This is a genomic window from Paenibacillus sp. R-74696 (assembly GCF_055814915.1).
This window is the reverse complement of sequence record NZ_JBPULM010000039.1, coordinates 1-25,123: the sequence shown is the minus strand read 5'-3', so window position 1 is coordinate 25,123 and position 25,123 is coordinate 1. Positions and strand designations below refer to the sequence as shown.

27 protein-coding genes are annotated in these 25,123 nt (G+C 48.4%); 24 read left to right on the top strand and 3 right to left on the bottom strand.

Going from position 1 to position 25,123, the window contains the following annotated elements; all coding sequences use genetic code 11:
• Positions 1-8: 8 nt before the first annotated feature.
• Positions 9-677, bottom strand: a complete 669-nt coding sequence (locus tag ACSR9A_RS18945) for a PspA/IM30 family protein (protein WP_473758860.1) — start codon at positions 675-677, stop codon at positions 9-11.
• A gap of 26 nt (positions 678-703) precedes the next feature.
• The gene (locus tag ACSR9A_RS18940; RefSeq protein WP_046233828.1) at positions 704-919 is read right to left on the bottom strand and encodes a PspC domain-containing protein; all 216 of its coding nucleotides are present in this window, start codon (positions 917-919) and stop codon (positions 704-706) included.
• 238 nt (positions 920-1,157) lie between these two features.
• Between ACSR9A_RS18940 and ACSR9A_RS18935 the strand changes: the two genes are divergently transcribed.
• The 23 genes from ACSR9A_RS18935 (at position 1,158) to ACSR9A_RS18825 (ending at position 23,300) form a co-directional block, all read left to right on the top strand.
• Positions 1,158-2,411 (top strand): LolA family protein, encoded by a 1,254-nt coding sequence (locus ACSR9A_RS18935; protein WP_473758858.1) that lies wholly within the window; start codon positions 1,158-1,160, stop codon positions 2,409-2,411.
• Positions 2,412-2,555: 144 nt separating this feature from the next.
• On the top strand, positions 2,556-3,749 hold the full coding sequence (alr, locus tag ACSR9A_RS18930) for an alanine racemase (protein WP_473758921.1): 1,194 nt from the start codon (positions 2,556-2,558) through the stop codon (positions 3,747-3,749).
• Between the two features lie 231 nt (positions 3,750-3,980).
• The gene (locus tag ACSR9A_RS18925; protein WP_046233825.1) at positions 3,981-4,262 is read left to right on the top strand and encodes a CopG family ribbon-helix-helix protein; all 282 of its coding nucleotides are present in this window, start codon (positions 3,981-3,983) and stop codon (positions 4,260-4,262) included.
• Between the two features lie 3 nt (positions 4,263-4,265).
• A complete protein-coding gene (locus tag ACSR9A_RS18920) occupies positions 4,266-4,616 on the top strand; it encodes a type II toxin-antitoxin system PemK/MazF family toxin (protein ID WP_046233824.1) in 351 nt (116 codons plus the stop codon).
• 310 nt (positions 4,617-4,926) lie between these two features.
• Positions 4,927-5,652, top strand: coding sequence for a CpaB family protein (locus tag ACSR9A_RS18915; protein WP_473758855.1), 726 nt, complete (start codon positions 4,927-4,929; stop codon positions 5,650-5,652).
• Positions 5,652-6,497, top strand: a complete 846-nt coding sequence (locus tag ACSR9A_RS18910; RefSeq protein WP_473758853.1) for a CpaE/TadZ family protein — start codon at positions 5,652-5,654, stop codon at positions 6,495-6,497. The genes ACSR9A_RS18915 and ACSR9A_RS18910 overlap by 1 nt, the downstream gene beginning before the upstream one ends.
• Entirely contained in the window at positions 6,494-7,873 is a 1,380-nt protein-coding gene (locus tag ACSR9A_RS18905; protein WP_473758851.1) for an ATPase, T2SS/T4P/T4SS family, read from the top strand. Before ACSR9A_RS18910 ends, ACSR9A_RS18905 begins: the two co-directional genes overlap by 4 nt.
• Complete coding sequence (locus tag ACSR9A_RS18900; RefSeq protein ID WP_473758848.1) at positions 7,866-8,801, top strand: type II secretion system F family protein; 936 nt, start codon at positions 7,866-7,868, stop codon at positions 8,799-8,801. The genes ACSR9A_RS18905 and ACSR9A_RS18900 overlap by 8 nt, the downstream gene beginning before the upstream one ends.
• A 48-nt stretch (positions 8,802-8,849) precedes the next feature.
• A complete protein-coding gene (locus ACSR9A_RS18895) occupies positions 8,850-9,740 on the top strand; it encodes a hypothetical protein (protein WP_473758846.1) in 891 nt (296 codons plus the stop codon).
• A 40-nt stretch (positions 9,741-9,780) separates the two neighbouring features.
• A complete protein-coding gene (locus ACSR9A_RS18890; protein WP_200931697.1) occupies positions 9,781-9,930 on the top strand; it encodes a hypothetical protein in 150 nt (49 codons plus the stop codon).
• Positions 9,902-10,117, top strand: coding sequence for a hypothetical protein (locus ACSR9A_RS18885; protein WP_473758843.1), 216 nt, complete (start codon positions 9,902-9,904; stop codon positions 10,115-10,117). Before ACSR9A_RS18890 ends, ACSR9A_RS18885 begins: the two co-directional genes overlap by 29 nt.
• Complete coding sequence (locus ACSR9A_RS18880) at positions 10,114-10,539, top strand: hypothetical protein (RefSeq protein ID WP_473758841.1); 426 nt, start codon at positions 10,114-10,116, stop codon at positions 10,537-10,539. The genes ACSR9A_RS18885 and ACSR9A_RS18880 overlap by 4 nt, the downstream gene beginning before the upstream one ends.
• A 22-nt stretch (positions 10,540-10,561) precedes the next feature.
• Positions 10,562-11,050, top strand: coding sequence for a hypothetical protein (locus tag ACSR9A_RS18875; protein WP_473758839.1), 489 nt, complete (start codon positions 10,562-10,564; stop codon positions 11,048-11,050).
• A gap of 124 nt (positions 11,051-11,174) precedes the next feature.
• A complete protein-coding gene (locus ACSR9A_RS18870; RefSeq protein ID WP_473758837.1) occupies positions 11,175-12,404 on the top strand; it encodes a M24 family metallopeptidase in 1,230 nt (409 codons plus the stop codon).
• Between the two features lie 11 nt (positions 12,405-12,415).
• A complete protein-coding gene (locus tag ACSR9A_RS18865) occupies positions 12,416-12,895 on the top strand; it encodes a PH domain-containing protein (RefSeq protein WP_473758836.1) in 480 nt (159 codons plus the stop codon).
• A complete protein-coding gene (locus tag ACSR9A_RS18860) occupies positions 12,888-14,453 on the top strand; it encodes a PH domain-containing protein (RefSeq protein ID WP_473758835.1) in 1,566 nt (521 codons plus the stop codon). The genes ACSR9A_RS18865 and ACSR9A_RS18860 overlap by 8 nt, the downstream gene beginning before the upstream one ends.
• Before the next feature lie 117 nt (positions 14,454-14,570).
• The gene (locus tag ACSR9A_RS18855; RefSeq protein ID WP_341279276.1) at positions 14,571-14,951 is read left to right on the top strand and encodes an ATPase; all 381 of its coding nucleotides are present in this window, start codon (positions 14,571-14,573) and stop codon (positions 14,949-14,951) included.
• A gap of 168 nt (positions 14,952-15,119) precedes the next feature.
• Positions 15,120-15,407 carry an Asp-tRNA(Asn)/Glu-tRNA(Gln) amidotransferase subunit GatC gene (gene gatC, locus ACSR9A_RS18850; protein WP_341279275.1) on the top strand — a complete coding sequence of 96 codons (288 nt, stop codon included), beginning with the start codon at positions 15,120-15,122 and terminating at the stop codon, positions 15,405-15,407.
• A gap of 67 nt (positions 15,408-15,474) precedes the next feature.
• The gene (gene gatA / locus ACSR9A_RS18845; protein WP_473758833.1) at positions 15,475-16,932 is read left to right on the top strand and encodes an Asp-tRNA(Asn)/Glu-tRNA(Gln) amidotransferase subunit GatA; all 1,458 of its coding nucleotides are present in this window, start codon (positions 15,475-15,477) and stop codon (positions 16,930-16,932) included.
• Between the two features lie 491 nt (positions 16,933-17,423).
• Positions 17,424-18,869 (top strand): Asp-tRNA(Asn)/Glu-tRNA(Gln) amidotransferase subunit GatB, encoded by a 1,446-nt coding sequence (gatB, locus tag ACSR9A_RS18840; protein ID WP_341279272.1) that lies wholly within the window; start codon positions 17,424-17,426, stop codon positions 18,867-18,869.
• Between the two features lie 172 nt (positions 18,870-19,041).
• Positions 19,042-20,961 carry a DUF4097 family beta strand repeat-containing protein gene (locus ACSR9A_RS18835; RefSeq protein ID WP_473758832.1) on the top strand — a complete coding sequence of 640 codons (1,920 nt, stop codon included), beginning with the start codon at positions 19,042-19,044 and terminating at the stop codon, positions 20,959-20,961.
• A gap of 72 nt (positions 20,962-21,033) precedes the next feature.
• Positions 21,034-21,462, top strand: coding sequence for a peroxide-responsive transcriptional repressor PerR (gene perR / locus ACSR9A_RS18830; RefSeq protein ID WP_056043983.1), 429 nt, complete (start codon positions 21,034-21,036; stop codon positions 21,460-21,462).
• Positions 21,463-21,578: 116 nt separating this feature from the next.
• Positions 21,579-23,300, top strand: a complete 1,722-nt coding sequence (locus ACSR9A_RS18825) for a glycosyl hydrolase family 18 protein (RefSeq protein WP_473758920.1) — start codon at positions 21,579-21,581, stop codon at positions 23,298-23,300.
• 194 nt (positions 23,301-23,494) lie between these two features.
• On the opposite strand, the gene ACSR9A_RS18820 is transcribed toward ACSR9A_RS18825, so the two are convergent.
• Entirely contained in the window at positions 23,495-23,845 is a 351-nt protein-coding gene (locus tag ACSR9A_RS18820) for a YgzB family protein (RefSeq protein WP_231594383.1), read from the bottom strand.
• Positions 23,846-23,993: 148 nt separating this feature from the next.
• Between ACSR9A_RS18820 and ACSR9A_RS18815 the strand changes: the two genes are divergently transcribed.
• The gene (locus ACSR9A_RS18815) at positions 23,994-24,869 is read left to right on the top strand and encodes a nucleotidyltransferase-like protein (protein ID WP_473758831.1); all 876 of its coding nucleotides are present in this window, start codon (positions 23,994-23,996) and stop codon (positions 24,867-24,869) included.
• Positions 24,870-25,123: the final 254 nt, after the last annotated feature.

The window sequence follows — 25,123 nt, the reverse complement described above, 5'->3', positions numbered from 1 at the left end:
GTTTATGCTTAGCTGACAGATTTTTTCTGCAATAACCGCTGCAGCTCTTCCTCTACTCTTGCGCTTTGCTGCTCGTTTTGCTGGGTATTAACTGCCGTGCCACGACCCGCACCATAGGGGTCCTTAGACAACTCCTGCTGTGCTTCCCGTTCCATCAGCTTCTGCTCGATGCGGTCAAAACCTCGGGATGCGAAGCTTCCCTGCAACGAATCTCCTGATGAATAGCCAGTGGCCCCGTCTGTTTTCTTCAGGCGCAGAATGAGTTCATTGCGTTTTTCCTGCAGCCGGATTTTTTCTTCCTTAAGCGATTCGAGACGAAGACCGAGCTCGAACGCGCTCTGCTTGGCTAGCTGAGCCAGCTTTGAGGTTTCTTCGCGCTGATCGGCGTAAGCTAGTTTAGCTTCAAGTGCAGCACGGGCCTCTTCCTCGCGTTCACCTGCTACCGCTTGCTCTGCTTTGCTTTCATAGTAGTCGGCTTGTTGCTGCAGCTCAGTGAGCTTAGCTTCTAAAACACGCTCTTGCGCTTGCTGATGCAAGCTCTCCCGTTCAGTGTTTGCGATGTCCTCGTCCAGATCCCGCAAATATTGGTTAAGCATGGTCACGGGGTTTTCCATTTTATCTAACATCTCATTGGCCGCTGCCTTCGTCATACTAAATACACGCTGTAAAATTCCCATTTTATCATCTCTCCTCAAAATTAATTTTAGTAGTGATCAGCAAATCTGAAATCGCCTTGCGGAGCTTTTGGAACAATCAATACTGCAATGAAATAAGCAAGTATGACAGCACCTAAGCTGAAAAGCGATGCAACAACAACAAGCAATCTTATAATAGTAGGATCAATGCCAAGCCATTGTCCTAAACCTCCACACAGACCAGTCAGCTTACTGTCCGTAGTTGAGCGAAATAATTTTTTCATATCGTTCATCCTTTCCCGTGTTCGTCTATGTCCTTATTGTAAGGTGCTCCGCGAGATTACGTAACGGACCACAGTCCGTTCAGCATACTAGCCTTTAGACGGGCATCAACGCGACAAATGGCGGGGAAGCTTTGTTTCGTTTTCACAGCCAGCTTGTCAAACTAGTCCGCATAAATGTCCAAGTTATCTCATACACATGAATCAGATGGCAAAACATTGTGAAGAGGGGATGATTTTAATGCGTCGCATGACATGGGCCGCGGCAATGATATTATGTTTTTCACTCGTATTGGCTGCCTGCGGGACGAAGGATGCCGAGTCCGTGGTGAAGGATCTGGACAAGGTAGTAAATGGGCTTGAAAGCTATCAAGGAAGCGGGACAATGACACTGCATACGGGACAACAGCCGCTTACCTACAAGGTTGAAGTATCATATCAGAAGCCGCAATATTATCGCATTAAGCTAACTAATGAAGAAAAAGACATTACCCAAATTGTACTGCGCAATGACGATGGCGTTTTCGTCCTGACGCCACGCCTCAATAAAGTGTTCCGTTTCCAAAGCGATTGGCCGCAAAATCAAGGCCAGGTTTATTTGTACCAGACGCTGGTGCAGAGCATTCTGCTTGATAACTCGCGCCAATTTGCTTCTGAAGAAAGTGCCTACGTCTTCGACGTCATGGCAAATTACAATAATGGATCATTGGCGCGGCAAAAGATTTGGCTAGACAAGTCAAGCTACAAGCCAGTCCATGTCGAGGTCAGCGATGCCAATGCAGCACTTATGGTCGAGGTGCAGTTCAATACCTTTGAATTTGGCTCCAAATTCGATAAAAGTGTATTCGAGACAGAAGCCAACATGAAGTCGACCCCATCGAGCAGCGGCACAGGCGAACAAGCGACTTCGGCTATGCCTGAGGATAATGCCAATAACAATGGCACAAACAATAATCAAGCTGCTGGTTCAGACAATAACGCAGGCGGGCAGAACGATGTGGACAGCAGCACAGACATTTCTGGCAATGCAAATACAGAAGCCAATTCGGAGCAAAACACCGGCAGTGATCAAAATGCGAGTACAGATCAAAATACAGATGGCAGCTCGAATGCGGGTGAGGAAGCCAATGAGACAAGTGCGCTGCCGGATGATGGGGTATTCCTGACGATGGCTCCGACTTATTTGCCGGATGGCGTCGTTTGGAAAGACAGCAGTGATGTGGAGTTCGCTGGGAATCCTGGACAGCTGACTCGTTATACAGGCGTTTACGACTTCTCGCTCATTCAGACTCAGCCGCATGATCAAGCAGCTTCGCTCGTACCGGGCACCTTGGTGGATCTTGGCTTTACGTGGGGCGAGCTCACCTCAGGAGCCGAGCAGCAAACGCTCAGCTGGACTTATGAAGGCGATCAATTCAGGCTGACAAGCGCCGCGCTGCCAGAAACCGAAATGATCAAAATTGCCCAATCCGTGCAATCTGGTGTCGATAAATAGGAATCTCCCTGAATTTCCAAGACGTGCTAATCAAATCCGGCGGTCATTTCATTGACAGTCCTGACGGCAACGTATAACATTATTACTATTGATGTTTACTGGCCCTAATGTATGGGGCTGCCGGATAAGGAGAAGGTGAACGACTTGGAGGGGTATTATCGCCCAACACGGGTAGAAATTTCTTTGGATGCGCTGCGCCGCAATTTAAGCGTGTTTCGAGCGCATATGGGCGAGGGCGTGCGCCTGATGGCTTCTGTGAAAGCCAATGCTTATGGCCATGGAGCGGTGGAAATTGCACGGGAAGCTGCAAGCAGCGGAGTCGATTATTTAGGGGTCGCTTTTCTGGATGAGGCATTGGAGCTGAGACGGGCAGGCATTTCCATCCCTATATTGGTACTCGGCTATGTTGCGGCGGATGCGCTGTGGCTTGCAAGAAAGCATGATATAACGATAGCCTTGTTTCGTGAGGATGTTTTGGAGGCTGCGTCCAAGCTGCCAGCTCCGGATGAGGATCATTTTAACCATAAGCTAAAGGTTCATATTAAAGTGGATTCCGGCATGGGACGGCTTGGGCTCATTGGAGCGGATGCGGCTATCCCTTTTATCGAAAAGGCGCTTTCCGTTCCCCAGCTTGAAGTCGAAGGCTTATTTACCCACTACTCCCGTGCGGATGAGCATGACAAAAGCTATACGATTTTGCAGCATGAGCGCTTTCAGGAAATTGTTCGTTATGTGTTGCAGCAGGAACTGCCCATTCCGATTATCCATGCGGCGAACAGCGCTGCAGGCATGGATACGCCGCAGCTTGCGGGCAATATGCTGCGGCTTGGCATCAGTATGTATGGCCTTTACCCGTCGGATGAGGTGCGCCACGATGAGCTGCAGTTGGAGCCCGTATTGTCGCTCAAGACGGAGATCGTTATGGTTAAAAATACACCTTCAGGCTGGGGCATCAGCTATGGCGCACGTTATGTGACAGAGGGCGAGGAGCGGATTGGCACGCTCCCGATTGGCTATGCCGACGGCTTTAGCCGGATGCTCACAGGCAAAGCGCAAGCGCTCGTCCGTGGCGTAAAGGTTCCTGTCCGCGGTACGATTTGCATGGATCAGTGCATGATTGCGCTTGATGCAGCGGCGACGGAAGCTGGAGAAGCCGTAGAGCAAGGTGAAGAGGTCGTACTCATTGGCGAGCAGGGCAATGCGCGGATTTCTGTAGAAGAGGTTGCAAAGCACTTGGGCACGATTAATTATGAGGTCACCTGCATGCTGGCCGCTCGTGTACCGCGTGTCTATATGAAGGACGGAAAGGCGCTATCCGTCGTAAATCCTTTAATTTGACAGCATAAGCGTGCGGGAAAAATTTCAAATGCCATTTTTACGCAAAAAAAGAGGGATTTCACCATTTGTCTCGAATTAATGCTAGGTCGGGTTTAAAGACGCTAAAGTACGTCATGTTCGTACAGCATATTTGATATATCGCTGACATAGATATGTTGAAGTATAGAGGGACCTTATTATTGCAATAATGTGTATTAAAGGTTGTGGAAAAGTTTTGGAGGTGCTTGTTCGGTGGCCAATGTGCAGAACACCAAGAGGATCATGATTAGCTTGCCGGATCATTTACTGGAGGAGGTTGACGGTATCGTAGCTAAGGAGAACTCTAACCGCAGTGAATTTATTAGGCAGGCTATGAAGCTGTACCTTGTGGAAAGAAAGAAACGGCAAATCCGCGAGTCCATGCAGCGTGGGTATCTGGAGATGGCTAAAATCAACTTGAACATGGCCTCGGAAGCTTTTCAAGCGGAGGTAGAGGCTGATCACACGCTCGGCCGTCTTGTAAGCGGGGTGTAGAGCTTGATCGTAAAACGTGGAGACGTGTTCTTTGCTGATCTGTCACCTGTCGTCGGATCGGAGCAGGGAGGAGTGCGGCCTGTTCTTGTCATTCAGAATGATATCGGCAACCGGTTTAGTCCGACCGTCATTGTGGCGGCCATTACCGCGCAGATTCAGAAGGCGAAGCTCCCTACACATGTAGAAATGAACGCGGCTGCACATGGCTTTGACCGGGATTCCGTCGTTCTGCTTGAGCAGATTCGAACGATCGACAAACAGCGGCTAACCGACAAAATTACGCATTTGGACGATGAAACGATGCGTAAAGTTGATGACGCGCTGCTGATTAGTGTGGGCCTGATTGATTTTTAAACGATGGCGTCTTATAGAAAGGACGCCGTCAGGCCTTTCTTCTTAACGGGCTAAATCCTGTATAAATGCGCTTTTTTATAGCATCGTTGATGCTGTAGGAGAGCGCATTTGTGCATGAGCGGCGTGTGAAAATTTATTTTTAAAAAATAGATGGACAAGAAATGTTTCCTTTGCTATTATGTGGTTAATCAAGGAACAATCCAATTGTATATGAGCAATACTTAGCGAAGAACGCTAGTAGTTAAGCCTTTTACAGGCTGCTGCTGCGTTCTTTTTTTGTTGTCTGCTAATGGCTCGGAAGGGAGAAGGGATGAACAGAAAAAGGAATATTTGGATAAGTGTGCTGGCTGCGCTCCTCTCGGGTGCGCTTGTATACGGCCTGTTTCAGATTCAGCAGCTGCAATTGCAGCGTCAAGAGATGGTTGCCGTCGTCGTACCCAAGCGCTTTATTGATGCTGGGGTGACTTTAATGGCAGGGGATCTCGCCTATCGGTATGTGCCGAAAGCGGCTTATGACAATGGAATGCTGCTGGACGTTGCGACTGCTGTTGGAATGGAGACGATTGTGCCGCTAGGCACGCAGGAACCGATTCTCGATTGGAAAATCGATCGTTTTCACCTGCTGCCGGGCAGCGGCGAATCGACCTTTCAAATTCCGCGGGATTATGTACGTTCCATTTCTAACGGCATTCGTGCCGGGGATAAGGTCGTGCTTTATTTATCCGGTGAAGGAGAAGACTCCGGCCGCTTGTTCGATCTGGCTGTTACAGTAGCGTCAGTCAAATCTTCAGGAAATGTTGAAATCGATAATATGGAAGATCCGAATCTGCTCTCCTTAGCGGATGGGAATAAGGAAAAGATGTACGCCTCGCGACGTGAGGCTAATGGCATGATCGATTATATCAACCTCAATCTGACCGAGAGGCAGTGGCTCGAAATCGATGGCTATTGCAAGGATGGGAGCCATAAGCTTGTCATAGCTTTCAGCCCGGAATCGCTCAATGTTGTGGATGAGACTAAGGAGGAGCAGCCTTGATGGAGCAGCGAATACCCCTCATTGCCTTTGTTGGAACGACGCCTAATATTGGGACTACGACAGCTGCTTTTGCCGCAGCGTACCGAATGGCCGAAGCCAGCGGCCTTCGTGTCGGGTATTTATGTCTGCATCTTAAGAGCGCGAAGCTCCATCGCTACCTTGGCATCAAGGAGCCGCAAAGCACACTCGACAAGCTGCGGCCCGAGCTGCAATCCGGCTCGCTGACACCAGGAAGATTGAAGAGTGCTATGCATAAGGTTGAAGGAAGAGGGAATTTACGAGTGCTGTTCGGCAATGTCGTGCGTGATCAGGCCGAATTTTTCACGCCCGAGGAGGCTGAGCATTTAATCCATATTGCAGAGCAAACCTTTGAGGTGCTTTTTATGGATGTTAGCGCTTATTGGGATAATGCAGCTACCGTTTGTGCATTACGGCTGGCGAGCACGCGAATTGTGGTTACGACGGCTGCGCTTTCCCATTTCCAGGAGGATGGGAAACGATGGATAACACAAATTTCCCCGTTATTCGGCTTAACAGCTGACCAATACAATACTGTTATTATACAGCCCCCATGGGGCAGAGGAGGGTATCGAATGAAAGATATTTGCAAGGAAATGGGCACGGTGAAGCTGGGTGAAATGCAAATGACGAAGGATACGTTTATACATTTGGACAGCGGAAAGCTTGGCCAATGGCTGGGGGAAGATCAAGTGGGCAGAGCGGCAATGAAAAAACCATCGCAGCAGCTAATGGAGAGATATGGCATTCGAACGGTGGCACCTGCTTTTAAGCTGCAGCCTTGGTACCGCAAGCTGCTCTCGCATCGTAATGAGGCCCGCTCTTGAGGGCGGGGAATGGCCGATTCTCTCCTTTCGATTATTCAGCCCAGTTGAGAGTGGGGGTGACTGGAAGCAAGGAGGGGGAAGCCGGAGAACCGGAGCTGCCTGCTGCGTCACATGAAGCGGATTTTGACAGACTCGCTGATGAGATGAAAGCTTTTTTGGCGGCGCCGCGCGGACTGAATGATGAGGAGCGCAGACAGTACAATGAGACATTGAACCGGGCTGTGCTTGGCTTTATGCCAGAACGGGAACAGATTTATGCGGTCATTAATGATCGGCTGCGGCGATTGCGCATTCATAATCAAGATGGTTATCATCATCCCTACCAAACACTTGCTGAGGCCCTATTCGCTGAGGTTATTGGGCTGAATGTATTGGAGCTGGTTTTGCAGCATAAGGATGGGCTGGAGGAAGTGCAGGTCGTAGGCACGCAAATTTATGAGGTCCGCAGTGGCGAGGCCATTATGTCTGAGCATCAATTTGCAAGTGTGCGCGATGTTGAACGCATCCAGAGCAATTTGGTGCTGTATAACAACGATCGGTTCACCCCGCGCAAGCGCTGGGCGGAAGTAATGCTTAGCGACGGCTCGCGCGTCACGATGACAGGATTCGGCTTCACCTCGAAGCCAACGCTGACGATTCGCTTTTTTACTGTAAAAAGCTTCGGTCTGCCTGTACTTTGCGAGCCGGAATACGAAACGATAAGTGGAGCGATGCTTTCAATGCTGCAAGCTGTGCTGCAGGCAAGATTCAACCTCATTATCATTGGACCGACGAATTCCGGAAAAACCCACCTAATGAAGGCGCTAATTGCCAGCCTGCCGGATGAGGAGAGAATCATTACTATTGAAGGGCGCTTCGAAATGATGCTCGGAAGAGATTTTCCAGCAAAAAATATCGTTGAATACGAAACCGACGAGGATGATCCGCAGCACCGCGCCAGCCGGGCATTCAAATTGGCGCTCAGGCAATCTCCGCAGCGCATCGTGCATGCGGAGATCAGGGACAGCGATGCGAACATTTATGTGAGAGCCTGCACAAGAGGACATTCCGGCAGCATGACAACCGTGCATGCAAGTACGCTTGAGGATGTGCCAGAGGCGATCACCGATATGTGCATGCTGGATGGGCGAGGCATGAACCCAGAACGGCTGACAAAACGGATTGCTGAGTATGTAGTGGAGATTGGAATTGAAATGCGCAATATTAAGGGTCGGCGTATCGTATCGCGCCTTGCTGAAATAGGCTGGACTGACAACGAGGTAAAGGTACGCGATTGGGCGGTTTATGATGAAGTGCTGGAGCAGTGGCAATATCCGCAGCGGCCTTCGCAGCGAGCGATGAGGAAGCTGGCGAGGGGAGGTTTGTTTTTTGACTAGGCTGTACGTTTTTGGAGGCGGTGCGCTGCTGTTTTTATTTTTGTTTATTATGCTTGCTGCGCTGCTTGTCATGTGGATGGAAAGGCATGAGCGTTTAGCGAGACTGGCTTATCGGCAGCGAGGGCGGTTCCGCCACCTTCTGGAGCAGCGACTGCAGCGGCTGGACAAGCTTTATCGCCCGCTTGCTGATTTATTGGAGGCACTCCAGATTAAGCTGCAGCCTTTGGCATTTTTATGCTTGTCGGGACTGCTGCTGCTGATTGGGCTGGCGGCTGGCGGATTGTTTTTTCAGACGGTAAAAGGTACCTTGCTGTTCGGGTTTGTACTGGGCTTTATACCGTATACGGTGCTGCGGGCGCTGCTCGTCCAGCGTCAAATGCAGACACAGGTCGAATTTTTGCCCGCCATTGAGCTGTTTTACCAGTGTTATCTAGTAACCGGAGGGATACAAGTGAGGGCAGCGCTGCAGCGAACGGTTGATGAAAGACGGCTGCTCGGCCCGATGAAAGCCGTTTTTGAGCAATTATATCGCAATTTGTCTGTCCGTGGTGATGATGAAGCCAGTTTGCGGATTTTTGCTGCATCGCTTGGGCATACGTGGGCGGATTACTTCGCTAATATTTTGCGGGTTGCGCTTGCTGAAGGCGTGCCGATGGCAGATGGCCTCAAGGATTTGCTGACGGACATGCGCAAAGCGCGCCGCGCGAATGAGCAGGAACGTAACCGGCTGTTGGAAATCCGAATAGCCAATTTTACACCGGTATTGTTTCTGGCTTTATTTATTGGCATCAATTTGCATTATAACGAGCAGAATGCCTATTACTATTACGTTCTCGACCCAAAGGGCAGAGATATGCTTTTAAATGCGCTGCTGCTCATTTTTGCCTCCTTCCTAATGGGACTATGGTTATCTCGAAAAAAAATGTAAGCGGCTGTGAACTGCGTATTTGCAAGCTGAAAAGGAGGCAAGGCAGCGATGCATCATTGGGTGGAAGGCGGCGTGCGTACTGGAGCAATTGCGGCCCAGTTTATATTCGGATTTATTGCAGTGGCCGCTATACTTAGGCTGCTGCCGCAAAGGAAGCCGCGCTGGCTGCATCTCACTGGAATCAACTGGCGTTCGAGAAAAATATCAGATAGCTGGCTCAGCAAGCTTAGGCTCTCAAGGGAACAGCAATCATACATTGACCGTGAAATGCTGCTCGCCGGATGCGGGGTGGAGGCAGATGCCAGTTGGTACGCAGCTGCACGCAAATTGCTGCTCATCGTATTGATGATAGGCATTTCCATAGGCGTACCTGTCAGTGCGGGCCTGGGTCAAGGCAGCACAATAGCCTATTTTACCTCGGGGCTCGTTTTTTGCTGGATTATGCTGGTGTGGGATTTGCCCTGGCTGCGAATGCTGCGCAAGCTTCGATCAGAACGCATGACGAAGGAGATTTATGTAATAAGCAATCAATTGCTTTATTTGGCCGATTCGTCGCTGCATATTCATACGAAGCTATCGCGCTGCATTCCGTATACGAGTACGCTTCGCGGCGATTTGGAGCGATTGCTGGCGGAATGGTATCACGATGCCGAACAGGCATTACGTCAATTCAAGCTTAGAATGGGAACGGATGACGGCATGAGCTTTGTAGAGACCATTGCTTCGCTTCGCATAGATGACAGCGAGGAATATTATATGCTTTTGCGCGACCGTATTCAGGAGTATAAGGAGAAGCTGGAGCTTGCCAAGGACAGCCGCAAGGAGACAACATCGTATTTGCTCTTTATGCTCGCTGGCGTTCCTATTTTGTATACGTTTCAAGTATTCATTTATCCATGGGTGATGGAGGGACAGAAGCTGTTCGCATCATTGGGCTGAGGACTTGGCAGCGGCCACATAACAAGGAGGTGAATTCATAATGCGCAATATATTAATGACCGTCATGCTGTTAGTTGTCGTTATTTTGCTTTTCAATGGCATTATTGCTAAAGATACAACGGGTACCAGCAGCCAAATCCAGTCGCAAGGAGACGCTGCCAATGAAAAAATCAGCAAGCTGCTCCAGTAATTTGCAAGCCGTTTATAGCGGTAGGAATGGAGGGAAGACGATGCGAAGCCTGCTGGCAGCCATATTGTTGCTTGTAACGATTGTTATGATTTACTCTGGTATTGCAGAAGGGGATCAGGGAATGAACAAACAGCTCGAACGTTCAGGTGATGCCACTAGCAGCTATATAAGGACTATGAGCCCATGAAGAGCATTTTAGTATTTGTGCTGTTTGCAACGATTTTATGCTGGCTGATGTTCTCGCCTATTTATAAACATGTGCTCATTGTTAGGCAGGCTGTACTGCAGCAGGAGGTCGATTATTTATTGGAAATCGGGGCGAGCGGCAAGCATGGCTACATCAGTCCGGAGATGGTCGAGCAATCGCGGCAGCGGCTGGCGAAGTTTGGAATGAAGCCGGAAGCGCTGAATTTTGAGGTGGCATCCGATAATGGAGAGCAGGCAACCAATTCTACTATGCCGTTGCTGCGCGGGACAGGATTGATTGTTCTGCTTAGCTATCCCTATGAGGGACTGTTTCAATTGGATCGCTTAATCGGAGTGAAGCCACCTGATGAAAATGGCAGGCTTCGCGCTACAGGCATCAAGATGAGCGAATATGTACCTTGATCAGGCGACAGGGAGTTATGCTATGTATAAGCTGACAATAATTGTGCTGATGATGACAATGTGGCTCATGCTTCACGTTATGCAGACGGATGAGGAGATTGCGATGAAGACGCTTTTTCAGGGCAAGCATGCACTAAACCGTGCCGTTCATGCGGCTGCACAGCAGGTCGATAAAGCAGCTTTGGGAGACGGTGTCATCCGCATTGATCCGATAACGGCTGAAGCGGCAGCAAGCCGCTATTTGCAAGGCAACCTGCAGCTTGATTCGGCAGGGAAACCGCTTGGCAGCTCCTTCCTGCATGAGCCGGTTAAAGTTATGGTCTTCGAGGTCATTAACGGTGAGCATACTTTTCCTTATCAATATGTAAATGCAGAGTTCAGTTATGAGGCTACGCTGTACCGCCCGGGAGTTGTGATGATTATAAAGCTTGTGAACCCGAGGGTGTTCACAGTGCTTAAGCCAATTGAATGGACAATTAAAGGCGTATCCGAGCTGACTTTTAATTTTTAATACTTTATAGAGGGAGATGTTGATCATAAAAATGCTTGCGGCAGCTGCCTTGCAGTTGACTGCCTTTTGTAAAATTGTTCTAATGAAGGGGAGGGATAAATGATTTTGGGAGTTGAGCAAAGCGATGGATAAGACAACGATAACTAGAGACATACCGGATGACTTGGTTCATGAGCGCATAAGCAAGCTTCAGCTGGAGCTGGGCAAGAAGGCCATTGACGGCATGCTGCTTACGCAAAATATAGATTTGTATTATTACACAGGCTCGATGCAAAATGGCTATGCTTTTGTTCCAGCCGAAGGCATGCCCGTATTTTTTGTCAAACGCAGCCTAGAGCGTGCAAGACTGGAAACGCTAATTGCTGTAGAGCCATTAGGCTCATTCCGCCAATTCGGTCAGACGCTCGCAGAGCGTTTTCCACAGCTGTTTAAGTCAGGAAGTACTGTTACTGTGGCTGCGGATCTTGATGTGCTTCCTGCACAAACCTATTTTAAGCTTAACCAGCTGCTGCAAGCGGCAGGGGCAGGCGAGCTGGTGGACGGTTCAGCCCTTATTAGAGGGCAGCGTATGATAAAGTCTCCTTGGGAAATCAAGCGAATTGAAACTGCAGCACAGGCTGTAGACGAGGCGCTAGGTGAAGCTTTGAATGTATTGAAGGAGGGCATTACCGAACTAGCCTGGATAGCGCGAGTAGAATATGAGCTGCGGCTTCGCGGGCATATTGGCTTGATGCGTATGCGAGGCTACAATCAGGAAGTAGCGACAGGGATGGTCACGTCAGGAGCCGCTGCTGCGGTGCCAACTTATTTTGATGGTCCGGCAGGGGGCCTTGGCTTAGGGGCTACTTCACCGCAAAGCGTCAGCCGCAGAGTCATTGGACGAAATGAGCCAATACTCATTGATGTGGGCTGCTGTATTGACGGCTACATTATCGATCAGACGCGTACTGCGGTTATTGGCGAGCTTTCAGAGCAGCTTGCTCTTGCTTACCGAACGTCGGAGGAGATGATGCGCGCAGCGGAAAAAGGGATGATTCCCGGGACGCCATGCTCTGAGCTGTATATCGCTTCTCTTGATCAAGCGGCTGCTGCAGGGTTGTCTGCGCATTATATGGGCTTTGGCCATGATCAGGCCAAGTTTCTCGGACATGGTATTGGTCTTGAAATAGACGAGTGGCCTGTGCTGGCCCGCGGCTTCGATCTGCCGCTAGCTGCTGGAATGGTGCTTGCGGTCGAGCCGAAGTTTACTTTTCCGGGGCAGGGTGTTGTCGGAGTGGAGAACAGCTATGTAATAACTGACGGCACGCCCCGCCAGCTTACATGCACGAAAGAGCAGCTTATTGTGCTGCCATAGGGGGATGAGAGATGAATCGTGCTTTAACACAAAGAGTCGATAGAGATTACGTTAAGGTTAGCCGAATGGGAGCAGCTATTGCAGCGGCTATTGGCTATTTGCTCGTATGCGGTTATGCGGCTTTGGCGATATCGAAAGGGTGGACGCTTATCCCGCTGTGGATCGGGCTCGCTGTCGTTACGGCTTATAGTGTATTAGATATTTGGGTAGTTCCTAGCCTCCGCTACCGTCGCTTTCAATATGAACTGTTTGAGGAGGAGCTTGAGCTGCAATACGGGCTGATTATTATTAAAAATGTACTCGTTCCGATGGTGCGTGTCCAGCATGTCGAACTGGAGAGCGGACCGCTCATGCGGAAGTTCAAGCTGGCTAGCGTAGCGGTTGTAACGGCAGCCACGACCCATCGCATTAAAGGGCTCAAGCTGGAAAAAGCCGAGGAGCTGAAGCGGAAAATCGGGCAGCTGGCGAAAGTGGATGATCAGCATGAGTAATCTGCGAAGACTGCATAAAGTATATGTTGTTTTTACGCTGTTTCAGTTTATTAAAGGACTACTGCCGCTCATAATCATTACAATGCTTAGGAAATCGGGATTGCTCGGACTGGAATGGTACTGGTATGCGGGTGCAACCGCCCTGGTGCTGCTATCCTTGTTATTCGGATGGCTGGAATGGAGAGCATTCACCTATACGGTAGAGGAAGACCGGATCATTTTGCGCAAAGGCGTTTTATTCAAGGATGAGAAGACGATTTATTATGGACGCATTCATTCGGTGAATGTAGATCAGCCCTTTTTGCAGCGATTACTTGGCGTTGCGGAGTTGAAGATTGAAACCCCGGGCGGCGGAAAAACCGCAGATGGCATTTTGCCTGCGCTCGCCGCTGGCGAAGCGGAGCAGCTTCGCCAGCAGCTGCTGTCTCGTCACAATCATGTTATGGAAGAGGGAATAACGCGAAATTCGCAGGAGGAGTTCGAGAAAGCCGACACATTCGACTCTGATGTAGAGCTGCGCGGTGATGCCGCCTCCGTATCCGAACGGCATGTCGATGCTCTTTTTCAAAAAAGTTCGGGCCACCCTTCAGCGGAATCAAGAGATAGCGCTTATTTTCGCTTAACAAGCGGACAATTGTTGATGGCGGCTGCAACATCGCTTAATTTAGGACTGGCGATCGCTTTTATCGCGGGTATTTATTCATTTGCCAATGATTTTTTAGAGAAGTTTACCCCAATCCGGTTTTTTGAGCAATTGTATACGGAATCGCAAAGCCTCGTACCCGGCTACTTCATCATCGTCATTGTAATTGCTGCTATTATCGCATTGGCCGCAGGTTGGGCACTATCGCTAATTTTGTATATTATCAAGTATAGTGGGTTTACTGTTAAGCGGGAGGGTAAGCGCATATCGGTTTCCTATGGTCTGTTGAACAAAAAAGCATATTCGTTTGACCCCGATAGGGTGCAGTCCGTGATCGTTGAAGAAGGGCTTCTTCGCCAATGGATAGGCTACGCTCAAATTAAGCTGCAAGTCGTTTCTTCCGACAAAAATGAGCAGCTCATGCTGCATCCCTTTTTGCCCATAACAGAGATGGAGAAGATGATAGGGCTTTTTGTGCCGCAGATGAAGTGGTCAGCTATCGAGGCTAAGGCACCGAAGCGGGCTTTGTTCTATTATATGAGAATCTGGCTTCTTCTCACGCTTGTGATCTGTGCAACGTTAATCGTCATCTGGCCTCTTAATGGACTATGGTCGCTGCTATTGCTTCCGCTTGTTGCGCTCTGGAGAAGGGCATGTCATCAAACGGCGGGCTTAACGCTTAAGGATGGTCAACTCATTTTGCGGCGCCGGAATTTTGCCAAGGTCACGTATTTGCTGCGCAGACAACAAATTTTGGCAATGACTCTAAAACGCAGCCGGGCCCAGCAGAGGAAAAATCTTGTATCACTGAGCGTGCAAACAATGGGTACGGTCAATGATTATAGTGTGTCGCTACTGGAATATCGGGATATGGAGCGGGTTTGGAACTGGTATAGCAGGGAGGGACGAAGCTAGCAACAGCGTCGCTCTCGGCTTCTGATTGCGATAGTTTCAATCCCTATTGGACACCGCTACTATTTTTTAGTAGGATAATAGTTATAGGTTAGCGTCCGATAGATAGGAGTGAAGACGATGCTTAGTTTGGGAACTAAGGTAATTATTATATCAGATCATTTTGAGCAAAATCTTCCCGTAGGGGAATATGGTTATATAATTGCTTACGATCGCAATGCTGACAATGTATTTGATTACGTGGTGCGCGTTCCGGCCGCCAATCGCAATTTTTTGCTGCCAGATGAAGATGTGGAGCTGGAGGATGTGTTGCTTCAAGAAGAGGTTGACCGCATCGAACGCGAATCGCTGATCGACTTCGCCCTGGCTACTCATAATGAAGAGCTGTTTAAGCGTATAATGAGAGGCGAAGAGTCTGCTCCAGAAGCGGAGCCAGCTGCTGCTGAAGGCCAAAGCCAGAAGGATTTTATAAGGCAGGTTAATTTGAAAGCGTGGATTTAATAAGCTTCTGCGAGATGACCCTTCCGCCAGGTGCGGGAGGGTCATCTGCTATTAATAGGTATTGCAGAACATAAGCGTTCTAGCCCAGGTTTGTGCACTTTGTCAAAATGTGATTCTAGGCTATAATAGAAAGAATGATTGCAGGCTTAAGAAGGGGGAGGAACATTCATGAGCATTACGATTAAAGATGTCGAGCATGTTGCGAATTTGGCTCGCCTTGAGCTGTCTGACGAGGAGAAGGATAAATTCACCGAGCAGCTTAATGCGATTTTAAAATATGCAGAAAAGCTAAACTCGCTTGATACAGAAAACGTCGAGCCGACCAGCCATGTGCTGCCGATTACGAATGTGACGCGCGAGGATATAACGCAGGAATCGCTGCCGATCGAGAAGGTGCTGCTAAACGCGCCTGATGAAGAAGACGGCCAAATTAAAGTGCCAGCTGTATTGGAATAGTCCGCATGATCGAGCGCGATAGCTTTAAAGGCTTGCTGCGCTTTTATATTGAAGGGAGGAACATGTTTTGTCACTGTTTGATTTGCGTCTTCAGGATGTACATAACAAGCTGAGCCAAAAGGAGCTTTCCGTCACCGAACTGGTTGATGAATCCTTTGCTCGTATTAAAGCAACAGAAGCTTCCATTCAAGCGTTCCTTACGCTTAATGAAGAGGGAGCTCGCCAGCATGCAGCCGAACTGGACAAGCAGCTTCAAGCAGGAGTGGAACGCGGCTTGCTGTTTGGTCTTCCGGCTGGAATTAAAGATAATATCGTTACCGAAGGCTTGCGCACAACATGTGCCAGCCAGTTTCTAGATAACTACAATCCAATTTATGATGGAACGGTTGTCAGCAAGCTGAAATCGGCGCAATCCGTCACGATCGGCAAGCTGAACATGGATGAGTTTGCGATGGGCGGCTCGAATGAAAATTCCAGCTATTATCCGACTCGCAATCCGTGGAATACAGAATATGTGCCGGGGGGTTCCAGCGGCGCGTCTGCAGCTTCTGTTGCTGCGGGCCAAGTTTATTTCTCGCTTGGCTCTGATACGGGCGGTTCGATCCGTCAGCCAGCAGCGTATTGCGGCATTGTCGGTCTTAAGCCAACGTATGGCCTTGTTTCCCGTTTTGGGCTTGTTGCTTTCGCTTCATCGCTGGACCAAATCGGTCCTTTGACGAAAAATGTTGAGGATTCCGCATTTGTGCTGCAAGCGATTGCTGGCTATGATGCGAAAGACTCTACTTCTGCGAACGTAAGCATTCCGGACTATTCGTCTGCCTTGACTGGCGATGTCAAAGGCTTGCGCATTGCGGTACCGAAGGAATATTTGGGAGAAGGCGTCGATCCAAAGGTTAAGGAAGCGGTTTTGAATGCACTGAAAGTGTATGAAAGCCTTGGCGCAACATGGGAAGAGGTTTCACTTCCGCATACCGAATATGCTATTGCTGCTTATTATTTGCTTGCTTCTTCTGAAGCTTCATCCAACTTGGCCCGTTTTGATGGCGTTCGTTACGGCGTCCGTGCAGACAATCCAGCGAACCTGATTGATTTGTACCGCAAATCGCGCAGCGAGGGCTTCGGTCCAGAAGTTAAGCGCCGTATTATGCTGGGAACGTATGCGCTTAGCTCCGGCTACTATGACGCGTATTATTTGAAAGCACAAAAAGTGCGCACGCTCATTAAACAAGATTTTGACCAAGTATTTGAAAAATATGATGTCGTCATCGGGCCAACTGCCCCTACAGCAGCGTTCAAGCTTGGCGAACAAGTTGGCGACCCGCTAACGATGTATTTGAACGATATTTGTACGATTCCGGTCAGCCTTGCAGGCATTCCGGCGATCAGCATTCCTTGCGGCCAAGCGGACGGCTTGCCAATCGGCTTGCAAATTATCGGCAAAGCCTTCGACGAGTCGACGGTTCTGCGCACAGCCCATGCCTTCGAGCAAAATACCGAATTCCATAAGCTGCGTCCGCAGCTCTAATATATTCAATCTTGCGGGACTAACCTGTGAGTTCTGCCCGCAAGTTGATTGTACAGGCTTAGCCCGATAGGTTGTACCTTATATGTTTTCTTATTTATGTTGTCTTATGTAGGTTTTACCTTGCGATAAAAGCTAGCTTGCGACGCGATTTTTACTTTTTTGCTGCTATAGAAGCTAGATGAAAAAGGCAAGCGGAGTGAAAAGGTTGAACTGTAGAAGCGCAAGCGTTCGCCTTTGCCCAAGAATTTTACCGCTGAGCGGGATTGATCAAGCGTAAACGGCTGTCGCCGTCCTCTGGCGGCAAAGCTACCGTTTCGCGTAGAAATATAGAGAATGGATGGAAAAATAATATCATTTCCTATATTTTCAAAAAATGCTTGGGCAACAGCGATCGAAAGTCAACCTTTTCACGCAGCGCAGTTCCTTTTTTATCATGCTCTATGTGCTCCATGAAGTAACCTCGCCCAGCAAAATTCTAAGGAGGATTAACGATGTCTGAAGCGACTCAATATGAAACGGTAGTCGGTCTGGAGGTGCACGTTGAGCTGCACACCAACAGCAAGATTTTTTGCGGCTGCTCCACCGCTTTCGGAGCTCCGCCTAATACGCACACCTGCCCGGTCTGCCTCGGTCATCCCGGTGTACTGCCGGTGCTGAACAAGCAGGCGGTTGAATACGCGATGAAGGCGGCTATGGCGCTCAATTGCACAATTGCGGATGTCAGCAAATTTGACCGTAAAAACTATTTTTATCCCGATTCGCCTAAAGCTTATCAAATTTCGCAATTCGATCAGCCTATCGGCGAGAATGGCTGGATTGATATTGAAGTAAATGGCGTTACGAAGCGCATTGGCATTACCCGTCTGCACTTGGAAGAGGATGCGGGCAAGCTGACGCATGTTGATGGAGGTTATGCCTCACTCGTTGACTTTAACCGTGTCGGCACGCCGCTCGTTGAGATTGTTTCCGAGCCGGACATTCGTACGCCTGAGGAAGCGAAAGCCTATCTGGAGAAGTTGAAAGCGATTATGCTTTACTGCGAAGTATCGGATGTGAAAATGGAAGAGGGCAGCTTGCGCTGCGACGCGAACATCAGCCTTCGTCCTTATGGACAAGAGAAGCTTGGCACGCGCGCTGAGCTGAAAAACATGAACTCCTTCCGCGGTGTTCAGCGTGGCCTTGAATATGAGCAATGGCGTCAGGCCGAGGTGCTGGACGGCGGCAATAAGGTTGTTCAAGAAACTCGCCGCTGGGATGAAGCGCAGGGCAAGACGATTTCGATGCGCGGCAAAGAGGAATCCCATGACTACCGTTATTTCCCGGACCCGGATTTGGTTCGCCTCTATATCGATGAAGAGTGGAAAGAACGTGTTAAAGCTTCGATTCCTGAGCTTCCAGATGCACGTAAAGCCCGCTATACTAGCGATTACGGCTTGCCTTCCTATGATGCTGATGTTATTACGGCATCGAAGAAAATGGCAGACTTTTTTGAAGCAAGCTTGTCCTATACGAAGGATGCGAAAGCTGTATCCAACTGGATTATGGGCGACCTGCTCGGGTATTTGAACTCGAACAGCCTGGAGCTGTCCGATGTGAAGATTACTGGACAAGGGCTTGGAGAAATGATTGGCTTGCTGGAGAAAGGTACAATCAGCAGCAAAATCGCCAAAACCGTCTTTAAGGAAATGCTGGAATCCGGCAAGCTGCCGCAGCAAATCGTTGAAGAGCAGGGCCTCGTACAAATTAGCGACGAGGGGGCAATCATTGCGATCGTCGATAAGATCATTGAAGCGAACCCGCAATCGGTTGAGGATTTCCGCGCAGGCAAAGAGAAGGCGATCGGCTTCCTTGTCGGCCAAATTATGAAAGAAACGAAAGGCAAGGCGAATCCGGCAATGGTTAACAAAATGCTGCTGGAGCGTCTTCAGCAAGCCTAATATAGTTTCATTAACATGCAAGTTGATTAATGATAATCAATGAAGAGCTGTCCACAAGCTGGACGGCTCTTTTTTTGCATTTTTAAGCAAAAGCCTATGAGCGGGGCATCTATGGTACAATAATAAGCAATAAACTTGCATATACGGGGGATATGTTTTGCAGGAGCATGGGATGAACACGGGACGTAGGAAAAGTCGATTGCTTACGGTGCTGCTAGCCTTTCTATGGCCGGGAGCGGGACATTTATATACAGGGGAATATACGAGAGGGCTGCTGCTTGCCGCTGGTATTTTGCTAGATGGCGGCACTATTGTTCGTTTGGCGGATGCGGATGGTGCAAAGCATTTGCTGCTTATTGTTTATTTAGGGCTTGCGCTGCCTGTATTTTATTTTATTAGCGTCTATGATGCGCTGCAAAGCTTGGATCGGCGAACGGAAACGCAGCCCGGTTTAAAGCTTAGGGACGGCATACTCATTATGGTGTCGGGCATTTTGCTTATGCTGCTGCTCATGCTTCGGCAGCCGACTTCTTTGTTTACTTGGTTTGACGAAGCGGCAAATTATGCGGTAGGCCCTGTTCTAGGGCTGATCGCCGTAAGCTTAGTTTTGCGTCAGCGGCTGGCGGCGGTGTTTCGGTTAGGAAGCTTTACGGCGGCTCTATTTATTGCCGCTGCAGGAGGGCTGCTGTTGTGGGATGAAATACACAGCAGCAATGTTTTTGCGCTGATGCGTTATTGGTGGCCTGTCTTGTTTATATGTCTGGGAGGCGAACTCGTCGCCTACAGCCTATTGCAGCGGCGGTCGCGAAAGCAATTGCGACTTGATTTTATCGGAAGCATGGCAGCTGTTGTCATTGCTGGCTTTGGCTTTTTAGTAACACAATATGCTGATCTGCCTTTTCGCTGGATTGATCAATATGTCGATTTGAATGGCGCACAGGATTACGGCGAGGAAAAAGGCTTCCATTATCAGAAAGAAGTACTCATTGTTCCAATGGAAGAAAAGACGACAGCTATTCAGATTTACAATGTGAATGGCAAAGTGACGCTTCAAAGCGGAAATAATGATTATATCAGCATAGATACCGAGGTATGGGTTGATATCGCTGATGAAGCTGAGGCTGATAAAATGGCCGAAAAATCAAAGATCGAGGCGTCATCAAGCGGTGAAAAAATCACCCTGCAGGCCAAAAGCAGCAGCTATGGGGAGAACGGGACGCGTAAACCGCGCATAAATATTACCGTAACCGTACCTCGTTTGCCGAATGTTCAGGTGGAGGAAATTGTAGAGCCTGATCTTGAGTCGGACGATCCAGCTGTACAAGAGACCAGTATACCAGATCCAAGCTCGCCACATAATGTGGAACAAGTCTCTGCTTCGAACGCGACATCAACACCAACTCCTGAGCAGTCGCCCCTACAAGTGGAGGAGCAGCAGCGGGACGAACAGCCGCAGGACGAACAGCCGACGAGACAGCTTTCTGTACTCGTGCATACTGATAATGGACCGATAAAAGTTAAAAACCTTGATGCTCCCGGTGGTGTGGAGCTCTCCAGCGATACAGGCGAAATTTTAGCAGAAGGAATACAAGGAAGCGTTCAAGCCAAAGCCAATAATGGAACGATTACTCTTCGTCATATAATAGGCGACACAAGTATAACCTTATTAAATGGGGCTGTTACCGCAGCATCTATTACAGGGAATGTATTTGCAGAAGCGACTAATGGGGCTTTGAAGATGACGAACATTTCGGGAGATATAGAGGCCGATACGAAAAATGGAAAAATCAACATTAATGAAGCTAACGGCATCGTAAAGGCTGCTACCCTAAATGGCGGCATAGAGCTGGCGAGCTCGGTAGTCGGCGGTGACTGGGATGTTGATAGCTCCGTAGGGGAAATTAAACTGACTGTCCCGCAGTATGGTAGTTATACGGTGTATGGATCGGTCACTTTTGGCGCAATTACAACGAATTTGCCGCTCGAAGTCAGTAAAAAGACAGTGAGGGGAACGATTGGAGACGGCCAATACCGTCTGCAAATTAATGCTAATAACAGTATTGCCATACAGCATAGCGTCACGGACCAATAACCGCATTCATTGACAAATCATTTTGAAAACACGTACAATAGCTTTAAATACTAATTGAAAGGCGTGAGGGGAATGGGAGCCGTCAATGCAGCATTGCAGCAATTAAAAATGAATGGTGTCCGTATGACCCCGCAGCGTCATGCCATTTTAAGCTTTTTAATGGAATCGATGACTCATCCGACAGCCGATGAAATTTATAAATCACTGTCGCCTAATTTTCCAAGCATGAGCGTGGCGACCATATATAATAACCTACGGTTATTTGTAGAAGCGGGGCTTGTTAAGGAACTGACATATGGAGATGATTCCAGCCGCTTTGATGCGGATACATCGGAGCATTATCATGCCATATGCAATGACTGTGGCCAAATTGTTGATTTTGAATACCCGCCGTTACTTGAGGTGGAGCGTGTGGCATCGCAGGAGACCGGTTTTATCGTGCAAGGGCATCGAATGGAAATTTACGGTTCCTGCTCTACTTGTGCAGCGGCTAAGAAGTAATAGCTAACCATTAAGCAAGAATTAAACCTAACAAAATGATGGCGTGCAGGGAAGCGTTCAACCGCGGATATGCACGCTTTCGTCTTTTATAAAGGAGCGCGATACGCTTGGAAACTATGCTTCGCCGAACTCCTCGTCGCCGCAAGGGCAGTGGGGCTCGGAATCTATTTCTCTTTTTAATCGTTATTTTGGCAGCAGGTGGTGGTTGGTTTGTATATGACCGCTACATTCCTAATTTTAAACAAATAGTTCCCGATTATGGGATGAAAAATCCAATCGTCGTTCATGGCGAAGCAATGAAGCAAGGTGCCATTATTGAAAATAACGAAGTGAAGCTACCGCTTCCTGTCCTTCAGCAGGTGCTTGGGGCAGACCAGCCTATACGCTATGAAGCGGATAGTGGATCAATTATTTTTACAACAGCGAATAAGGTGCTGCGTTTGCAGACAAATTCCTTAACGGCGACAGCGAATCGCAAGCCTTTTGACTTGACGATTACAGCTGAGGTGCAGGATGATGTGGTTTACATTCCAATTACGCCGATTGAAGAGCTTTATGGTCTACAGACAGAGTACGTTGAAAATTCGGGAGTTGTTTCCCTGCTTCAGTCTGGGGAGGCTATTCAACTGGCGGAAGCCAATCGGGAGAAAGGATCGGCTATACGGACAGAACCTACTATTAGGGCGCCGATTGTGGAGAAGGTTCCACTCGCGAGCAAGCTCAGAGTTTGGGGAGAACGCGATGGCTGGCTGCTCGTTCAGGGACCGGATGGCCATCCGGGTTATATCGCTAAGGGCGATACCACGCTCACTGGCATGGAGCAGATTGCGCCTAGCGATAATGAAACGGATTTTGTTGCTTGGAAGGTTACAGGCAGCAAAATCAATCTGACCTGGGAGGCTGTTTATCAACGCAAGCCAGATCCAGCGACAATTCCGGAAATGCAAGGCGTCAATGTCGTCAGTCCAACCTGGTTTGAGCTTCAGGATGCGGATGGCACAATTAAAGGTAAGGCTGATCCAGCGTATGTAAAATGGGCTAAAGAGCAGAAGATGCAGGTATGGGCGCTATTCAGCAACGGGTTTGAGCCTGATCGGACGAGTGCGGCTCTGGCGACAGTAGATACGCGTTTTCATATGATCCAGCAGTTGCTTGCATTTGCAGAGCTTTATCATTTGCAGGGCATTAATGTAGACTTTGAAAATGTATATACGAAAGATAAGGAAAATCTGGTCCAGTTCGTCCGTGAGCTGACGCCTCTGCTTCATGAAGCAGGACTAGTCGTATCTATTGATGTGACGCCTAAGTCCAACAGCGAGATGTGGTCTGTTTTTCTAGATCGTAAAGCGCTTGGCAAAGTTGTAGACTACATGATGGTTATGGCTTATGACGAGCATTGGGCAACAAGCCCAGTTGCGGGGTCGGTCGCTTCGCTGCCTTGGACGGAGCAATCCTTGAAGAGAATATTGGACGAAGACGGTGTTCCTGCAAGCAAGCTTATATTGAGCATGCCGCTATATACCAGGATTTGGACGGAGACCGAAGAGAATGGTGAAACCAAGGTAAGCTCCAAAGCACTTGGCATGGATAAAGTGAAAGAAATTATTACGCAAAATAAGCTTAAGCCTGTACTCGATGGGGATGCTGGGCAGCATTATGTGGAGTATAAGGAAGAGGATGCGCTCAAACGCATCTGGATTGAGGACGAGCTGTCGATCAAAGCTAGAGTTGCATTGGTTAAAAAGTACGGGTTAGCAGGAGTAGCAACCTGGCAGCGCACTTTTCAAACGAACGCTATCTGGGAAACGATTGATACCGCGTTGAATAAAAAGTCGTAATTGCAATAATAACCCTACAATTTATTAGAAAGAAGGCCATCGCGAGTTCGGCGATGGCCTTCTTTCATTCTAATATGAAAATTTATAAGCTTGATCTTGAAGCTTACCTGCTATATCTGTGCGAAAAGGGCGATACCTCCAAAAGGAGGCATCGCCCTTTTACCGTTATGTAACATATTTTTAAGAGCGGCGTATTATTCGGAAGGAGCATGTGTGGCTTGCGCCGGATCGAGTGTCAGAATCGTTTTGCAGAACATGCAGCGATCCGTTTTTCCGAGCATTTTCGTTGGACGATTGCATTCGGGGCAGGTTAGCATCGTTGCACTGGTTGACATCATGCCTGCCCAGAAATAAACGGCAACGCTAACGAGTAAGGAAATCATCCCGATAACCATAAAAATCGCGGCAACGATTTTACCAGCTTGTCCCCAAAGAACGATTCCGGCTGTACCGAGAATCATAACACCCATGCCGACGAGTGTGAAAATCAGCCCCCACAGACGAAATTCGTTTATTTTCGCTGATTTGAAAAAAAACTTATTCACTTTGTCCATCCTCTCCGTGGTATTCTTATTAAAATCAGACGGTTTTCCATCCATTAAGCAGGAAACTGTCCTCGGTTTGTCGAAATAACAAACACCGTAGATTATTATTATATCTTAATCATATTGGATTAGCTATACGGAGGCCCAAGTGAAACATATAAAAGAACATTTCATTCAAACGCATCAATCACAGCGAGAATTGCTTGGTCTAATCGCAATCGAGAACTCTTATGCTTACAGTCCGTTGACCGAAGGATTGGATTTGCTACTGCTTGCAATTGTCGAGCAGACTGCTGTTCAAAGTATTGAGCATGTCCGTATTGAAGGCCAGCATGTGCTGATCCGCAGTGCGAGTGTAGGTCAACTGGAGCAGTGGATGGCAAGCGGGGAGAACAAAAGTATTATTCAATGGATAGTTCGGGGGGAGATACTGTTGGAGCGCGACAGCCGTATAAGCGATATTCGTGAGCGCATTATACAATTTCCGGACGTCATGAGAGAGCAAAAGCGGTTTGTAGAGTTCTCCGGCTTTCTGAGAAGTTACCTGCAGGCAAAGCATGATTACGAAGAGCGCAATATACTGGATGCATACAGCAATATATTAACTGCTCTGCATCACTGGGCGCACATTGTATTAATTGAAGAAGGGCAGCATCCAGAGCTAACCGTGTGGCGTCAAATGCGCAGGGTTCATCCTGGGGTGTACAAGCTTTATGAAGAATTAACCGTTAGCCCTGAAACGCTGGAGCAGCGTGTTCAACTTGTTATGCTTGCTTGTGAGTTTACGGTAATCAATAAAATGAAGGACTGCTGTTCCTTGCTCTTTAATATCATGATGAGCCGAGAGGAGCCATGGAGCATCAGCGAGCTTCAGGAGCATGAGAGAATAAAAACCCTTCATGTCGATTTATCCTTGTTGTTGCAACGATTGGTTAAACGCTCGCTTATTCGCGAGGTAGCGGTGATGGCAGCTAGCGGAGATACTGAGGCGTTGGAGCTTCGATATATGACGCTCGCTGTATAAAATAGAACGGCAAAAGATACCCAGATCGCTTGTTTCAAGCAGAGGGTATCTTTTTTTGAAATAGGGCTTGACTAATTTTTGCGAGCTGTGATATATTAATACACGCCGCTTTTGAAGCAAGCAAATGACTTGAATCGACAAACGAAAAAAAATGTCGAAGAAAAGAAAAAAAGTGCTTGCAATTGAGTAGGCAGTCATGGTATATTATAAAAGTCGCCGCTGAGAGAAAACGCGATTGACACAAAAAGAAATGA